The organism is Bradyrhizobium sp. (genome assembly GCF_035652035.1).
Taxonomy (GTDB): domain Bacteria; phylum Pseudomonadota; class Alphaproteobacteria; order Rhizobiales; family Xanthobacteraceae; genus Bradyrhizobium.
The window spans coordinates 1-6,302 of the sequence record NZ_DASREO010000092.1; the positions used below are offsets into that span (position 1 = coordinate 1).

Consider the following 6,302-nt stretch of genomic DNA (forward strand, 5'->3'; position numbering starts at 1 on the left):
TCATAGAGCCAGCATTCGCCGATTGCGATGCCCGCGCTTGCCTGATGGTTGACGACGTCGAAGCCGATCCATTTCGTCACCGGCAGGCGATGCAGATAGAGCGTGACGTCGCTGTTGATGAAGCCGAGCCCCTTCTCGCCGGCATTGGCGAAGGGACTAGCGAAATCCGCGGCGAGCGCGACGCTATCGAACGGCGTCAGCGGCGTGCCCTCGATCAGCTCGCGCACCTCGCTCATCCACAGCCGACGCTGGCCGAACGAGCCCATGCGGCCCGCGATCGGCCGCGTGGTCCATTTGCCGTTCATGCCGAGCCGCGGATCGGTCGGCGCCGGAATGTCCGCGGGCTTCGGCACCTCCCAGTTCGGCGGCGACCAAACCTTGCCTTCGGGATTTTCCGTCCGGCGCAACAGCTGGCATGACGCGCGCGCCATCGCGACGTTACCGGAGACGAAATCAGCCTCGATCACGCGGATGCGCAGGCCGTCGCGGACTTGCCTGGTCCTGATCTCGACCGGCGTCATGATGTTCGGCAAGCGAAACATGTCGACCGTCAGCCGCGCCGGCACGAATTCCGCGCCGCCGTGACGCTCGTCGATGACGTGAGCAAGAAGCCCGACGACGACGCGGCCATGCATCGATTTGGGGTCCCACGGTCCGTTGCAGATCGGCGTCGGGATGAAGGCGTCGCGATCTCTGGTGAAGAACGGCTGGTTTGTCGTTGCAATGTTCATGGCGGCGGCACCATGACCGATTGCGCGATGAAATCAAGGCAGCCTGGCGCCGATCTCCCATTCGCTACGAACGTCGGCGTCTGTCTCGGCCGCCATCATCTGCGAAGCCAGCGCATCAAAGCGCCGGCGGTCGACAAGCTGCGCCAGCGCCCATACCGCCGCGCCGCGCACCAGCGGGCTTGCATCCGACAACAAGCGCTCGGCCTCCACAGCCAACGCGGCCTCGCCCGAGTTACCGCTCGCGATCAGCACATTACGGATGAAGCGATCGCGGCCGATGCGTTTGACCGGCGACTTGGTGAAGCGCGCGCGAAACGCTGCATCGTCGAGCCGCACGAGTTCGGTCAGCTCGGGCGCGCGCAGCTCCCCGCGCGCGGCAAGCTTCGTCTCGCGCCCCTCTTGCGCGAACTTGTTCCACGGACAGACCGCGAGGCAATCGTCGCAGCCATAGATGCGATTGCCGATGGCCTTGCGAAATTCATGTGGGATCGGTCGCTTGTGCTCGATGGTGAGATAGGAGATGCAGCGGCGCGCATCGAGCTTGTAGGGCGCCGGGAATGCGGCGGTCGGACAGATGTCGAGGCAGGCCTGGCAGGAGCCGCAATGATCGGCCTCGGCCTCTTCGCGCGGCAGCTCGAGCGTGGTGAAGATCGCACCCAGGAACAGCCACGAGCCGAACTCGCGCGAGACAAGATTGGTGTGCTTGCCCTGCCAGCCCAGCCCCGACGCCTGCGCGAGCGGCTTTTCCATCACGGCCGCGGTGTCGACGAACACCTTGACCTCGCAATTTGCTGTCGCGACCAGCCAGCGCGCGAGAGCCTTCAGCCGCTTCTTGATCACGTCATGATAGTCGTCGCCCTGCGCATAGACCGAGATCGCGCCGCGTGCGCGTTGCTTGAGAATATCGAGCGGATCCTCATCGGGTCCGTAGTTGACGCCGAGCATGATCACCGAACGGACGTCGGGCCACAGTCCGCGCGGATCGGCGCGGCGCTCCGGATCGCGCGCGAGCCAGTCCATGTCGCCATGCGCGCCGGCATCGAGGAAATCGCGAAAGTGTTTCGCGGCAACTGAAATCGCATCAGGTGTTGTGACGCCGATGCAGTCGAAGCCGAGCGCTTGCGCCTCGCGCGACAGCGCGGCCCTGACGTCAGCGCCGCTCAGAAGTCCAGGTCCACGTAGGTCCGCGACGCCGGAACGCCCGCCAGCCATTCGCTGAGCAGCGGACGGAATGACGGGCGGGATTTCACCCGCGCGTACCACGCCTTTGCCGCGTCGTCCTCGCTCCATGGCACGTCGCCCAGATAGTCGATCGCCGAGATATGCGCGGCGGCGGCGAGATCCGCATAGGTCAACCGGTCGCCGGCGAGATAGTTTCGCCGCTGCGCCAGCCAGCCGATATAGGACAGATGATAGCGCACATTGGTCTTGGCCGCGCGGATCACGTCCGCGGCCGGCGCGCCCCCGCCATCCTCCTCGCTCATGAAGCGCTTGTAGATGCGCTCGGTGACCAACGGGCTAGAGACCTCTTCGAAGAATTTTTCGTTGAACCAGGCCATCAGCCGGCGCACCTCGATGCGCTCGCCCATAGCGGTTGGCAAGAGCCGCCGTTCGCCCATCTCTGGCCCGCGGGTTTCGTCGATGAACTCGGCAATGATCGCCGCACTCGGGATCGCCGGTTGTCCCTCCGTGAACAGCACCGGCGTGGCGCAGGCGGGATTGAGCGCCAGGAAGCCCTCGCGGCGTTCCCAGACCCGCTCTTCCACCAGCCGCAAATCGAGGCCGTACTCGCCCAGCACCAGGCGAATGAAGCGCGAATGCGGACAAAACGAATGATGAAACAGCGTGTACATGGGGCCCCGTTGTAGGTCGTGCCGGCTTAAGGAAATGTTCAAATCCTTGGCAAGTGCCCACTTTCCGAAGTTCGTGCTCCATTGCCGCGCTACCGTTCACGAACTTCGGAAAGTCATGGGCACTGGCAAATCCATGATTCCAGTGCCGCTTTCGATCTGAAGTCCCTGAACCCGATTTCGCCACGAGTGAGTCAGGGACTTCAGATCGGCGGCACTGGTGCGCGGTCAAGGTAGCGGGGCAGATGGCTTGCGCAAGGCGCGTTTTTGCATTTTGCGATTGCGGGGGCGGAACGAATAGGCGAGAAGAGCCCGCTTTCCCCTTGCGAAATCGATCAAACGGATTGGCGCATGATGTCAGATGCTTTGCGGGCAGTGATCCTCGGCATTATCGAGGGCGTGACCGAATTTCTGCCGGTATCGTCGACCGGGCATATGCTGCTCGCCAAGGAATTCTTCGGTCTCGGCGAGGGAGCTTTCTGGGACAGCTTCATCGTCCTGATTCAACTCGGCGCGATCCTGGCGATCGTCGTGATCTACTTTTCCAAATTGTGGAAGGTTGCGCTCGGGATGTTCACCAATCCCGACGACCGCCGCTTCGTCATCGGCGTGCTGATCGCTTTTCTGCCCGCCGTTGTCATCGGTCTGATCGCGGGCAAATACATCAAGCTGCTGTTGTTCAATCCCTGGGTCGTGTGTTTCTCGCTGATCGTCGGCGGCGCGATCCTGCTCTGGGTCGACCAGCTCGACCACAAGCCGCACGAGCATGACGCGACGCGCTTCCCTCTCCTCACCTACCTCTGGATCGGAATCGCGCAATGCCTGGCAATGATCCCCGGCGTGTCGCGTTCCGGCGCCAGTATCGTCGCGGCGATGCTGCTCGGCGCCGACAAGCGCGCGGCCGCGGAGTTCTCGTTCTTCCTGGCGATTCCGACCATGATCGGCGCCTTCGTCTATGATTTCTACAAGAACCGCGCCGAGATGACGATCGACCATCTCGGCATCATCGCCATCGGCTTCGTGGTGTCGTTCATCGTCGCGATCATCGTGGTGAGGATGTTCCTGAGTTACGTCTCCAGTCGCGGCTTCACGCTGTTTGCGTGGTGGCGCGTGATCGTCGGCACGCTCGGTCTCGTCGCGCTTGCGATGGGGAGATAGGCCCGCGCCATCCTTCGAGACGCCGCTGAGTTTATCATCGGGCCGCGCTTCGCGCGGACCGTTGGCGGCTCCTCAGGATCAGGGCTCAATTGTTGAGCTATTCAGGCGTTCTTCCGCTGAAATTGCCCCGCAGGCCGGAAACGCCAGAGGTAATTCGGCGCAACCGCTTCCATCGAATCCGGCGTGATGCCGAGGCCTTCCAGCGTCAGTCCTGCCGACTTCGCCGCCTGCGACACGACATTGTCGCTGCGGAGCAGCTCGACCTGGTCCGGCGTCAGCTTCAGCGCGCCCGGTGCAAATTGCAGGAACACCGACTGCAGCTTCGCTAGCCCGAACGGCAGCGACACCAGCATGCGGTCGCGGTCGGTGATCTCCAGAATCGTTTCCATGATCTGGCGCATGGTCAGCACTTCGGGTCCGCCGAGCTCGTAGGTTGCGCCCGCTTTGGCCTTGCCGTCGACGGCGTCCGCGATGGCGGTCGCGACATCGCCGACATAAACCGGCTGCATTCTCGTTTCGCCTCCACCAATCAGTGGCAGTGCCGGCGACAACCGCGCCAGCGCGGCAAAGCGGTTGGTGAACTGGTCTTCGGGCCCGAACACGACCGACGGCCGCATGATCGTGGCGGACGGCAGCGCCGCGAGCACGGCCTTTTCGCCATCGGCCTTGGTGCGAGCATACTGCGAGGACGAGCGATCGTTGGCGCCGATGGCGGAGACATGCACCATGCTGGCGCCTGCTGCTGCCGCCGCCTTCGCGATCGTTTCCGCGCCCCTCACCTGCACGGCGTCAAAAGTCTGCGCGCCGCTTTTGGCGAGAATGCCGACCAGGTTGACCGCGACATGGGAGTCGCGCATCGCGGCCTCGACGGAGGCGGGATAGCGCACATTGGCCTGCACGGCGTGGATCTGGCCGACCCGGCCGAGCGGCTGCAGATGGCCGGCAAGTTCCGGCCGACGTACCGCGACACGAACGCGGTAGTCGCGCTTGGCGAGCGCACGGACCACGTTCCGCCCGACAAAGCCCGATCCGCCGAACACCGTGACCAGCGTTTCCAGATTCGATGACATCGCCTTCAGCTGCTCCGGATAAGGGGGACAAAACCGGCGGATCGTGCGCCGGGCGTAACGCGGATTCGCCTACGCCATCCGCCGTGTGCTGTATAGGATATTTGGATCGGCTTTCGCCAATTTGACAAGCGCCCGACCGGTCCGTAGTAAGCGGCCCGATGCCCAGGTGGCGGAATTGGTAGACGCGCTGGCTTCAGGTGCCAGTGGCTTCACGGCCGTGAAGGTTCGAGTCCTTTCCTGGGCACCACTTGCCCAAGCTCCCGATCAGCAGACGCGCGGCGCTATTGCTGTTCCGCCTCGCCGTCGCCGTTGCCGCGATGGCTTTCGGGACCGCGGCTGAACACGCCGTAGTTTGCCGATTTCATGCCCGCAGCGGCGTCGTCAGCGCCCACCGTCAGCCCGAGCTTCAAAAGCTCGCGCACCGCCGCCGCGCGCGTCGGCATGCGGTGCTTGAAGCGAAAATCGTCCAGCGCGGACAGCTCCTCAGGCGAGAGCATCACCTGCAGCCTTTCACCTCTAAGGTCGTTCATGACAAAAGCCCCAAATTAGCTTTTTGAGTAATTTACTAATACGCAGCAACAGCAGTTTGTTCCACAAGATTTGATAAGCGCGTCATTTTAGATAAATAATACAATAAAAACAGTAAGTTAACTCTTGATTCAGGGATCGCGGAGGCGCATGCTGGGGTCTTGGAGAGCGGCCATGACAGAGGACATCAAGCTTCCTCGTAAGCTCTCGGACGAGCCGATGGCGCCAAAGCCTCGTCGTCCGAGCCACGAGAAGGTCATCGAGAATCTCGATCGCTGGGCCAACAGCCCCGGCCTTCAGCCGCCGACCATGTCGACGAGCAAGTCGGCCTGAAAACTCGACGGTCTGCGGTACGCCCGAATGCGTCACGTCATCGCGGTGCGTCGTCAGCACACAACCGACACTGCAAGCTCCCTCGCCTCCCCGGACCGCTTTTAGCGGCGGACAGCACCGCGTGAACGCTCGCATCGTCGGCGCTTGAGTGTTTAGTTTGGGCATGATCTTTTCGGAAAACCGCTTCACACTTTTCCGGATCATGCCGTAGTGTCGCGCTTCGAATCCTCCAGAGGCCTTCACGTTCATGACCGTACGCCTGCACCGCGGCGACCTGCCCGATCTGTCCCGCTATACCTCCTCGGTTGCGATCGACACCGAGACCATGGGACTCAATCCGCATCGCGACCGTCTGTGCGTGGTGCAGCTGTCGAATGGCGATGGCAGCGCGGATGTGGTGCAGATTCCGAAGGATCAGGCCAACGCGCCAAATCTGAAGGCGCTGCTCGGTAATCCCGCGATCACAAAGATCTTTCACTTCGCGCGCTTCGATGTCGCCGCGCTGTATCATGCATTCGGCGTGATGCCGCAGCCGGTGTACTGCACCAAGATCGCCTCGCGCCTGTCGCGCACCTACACCGATCGCCACGGATTGAAGGACCTCGTGCGCGAAGTGCTCAACATCGATCTGT

General features: G+C 62.7%; 8 protein-coding genes and 1 tRNA gene. 4 read left to right on the forward strand and 5 right to left on the reverse strand.

Going from position 1 to position 6,302, the window contains the following annotated elements; translation table 11 throughout:
* From VFB05_RS25050 to VFB05_RS25060, 3 genes are all read right to left on the reverse strand, one after another.
* Positions 1 to 731: acyl-CoA thioesterase domain-containing protein (locus VFB05_RS25050; RefSeq protein WP_325017370.1), on the reverse strand; the 731-nt coding region annotated here is incomplete at its 3' end.
* Positions 732 to 764: 33 nt separating this feature from the next.
* Entirely contained in the window at positions 765 to 1,943 is a 1,179-nt protein-coding gene (gene queG / locus VFB05_RS25055) for a tRNA epoxyqueuosine(34) reductase QueG (RefSeq protein ID WP_325017372.1), read from the reverse strand.
* On the reverse strand, positions 1,892 to 2,584 hold the full coding sequence (locus VFB05_RS25060; protein ID WP_325017374.1) for a glutathione S-transferase family protein: 693 nt from the start codon (positions 2,582 to 2,584) through the stop codon (positions 1,892 to 1,894). The genes queG and VFB05_RS25060 overlap by 52 nt, the downstream gene beginning before the upstream one ends.
* Before the next feature lie 348 nt (positions 2,585 to 2,932).
* Between VFB05_RS25060 and VFB05_RS25065 the strand changes: the two genes are divergently transcribed.
* The gene (locus VFB05_RS25065; RefSeq protein WP_325017376.1) at positions 2,933 to 3,739 is read left to right on the forward strand and encodes an undecaprenyl-diphosphate phosphatase; all 807 of its coding nucleotides are present in this window, start codon (positions 2,933 to 2,935) and stop codon (positions 3,737 to 3,739) included.
* 101 nt (positions 3,740 to 3,840) lie between these two features.
* Here VFB05_RS25065 and VFB05_RS25070 read toward each other — a convergent pair whose 3' ends face one another.
* Entirely contained in the window at positions 3,841 to 4,809 is a 969-nt protein-coding gene (locus VFB05_RS25070; RefSeq protein WP_325017378.1) for a complex I NDUFA9 subunit family protein, read from the reverse strand.
* Between the two features lie 160 nt (positions 4,810 to 4,969).
* Here VFB05_RS25070 and VFB05_RS25075 point away from each other — a divergent pair.
* Positions 4,970 to 5,056, forward strand: a tRNA-Leu gene (locus VFB05_RS25075).
* A gap of 34 nt (positions 5,057 to 5,090) precedes the next feature.
* On the opposite strand, the gene VFB05_RS25080 is transcribed toward VFB05_RS25075, so the two are convergent.
* A complete protein-coding gene (locus VFB05_RS25080; protein WP_325017380.1) occupies positions 5,091 to 5,339 on the reverse strand; it encodes a hypothetical protein in 249 nt (82 codons plus the stop codon).
* A 172-nt stretch (positions 5,340 to 5,511) separates the two neighbouring features.
* Between VFB05_RS25080 and VFB05_RS25085 the strand changes: the two genes are divergently transcribed.
* A complete protein-coding gene (locus VFB05_RS25085) occupies positions 5,512 to 5,670 on the forward strand; it encodes a hypothetical protein (RefSeq protein WP_325017382.1) in 159 nt (52 codons plus the stop codon).
* A 247-nt stretch (positions 5,671 to 5,917) separates the two neighbouring features.
* A partial coding sequence (locus VFB05_RS25090; protein WP_325017385.1) for a ribonuclease D occupies positions 5,918 to 6,302 on the forward strand: 385 nt, incomplete at its 3' end.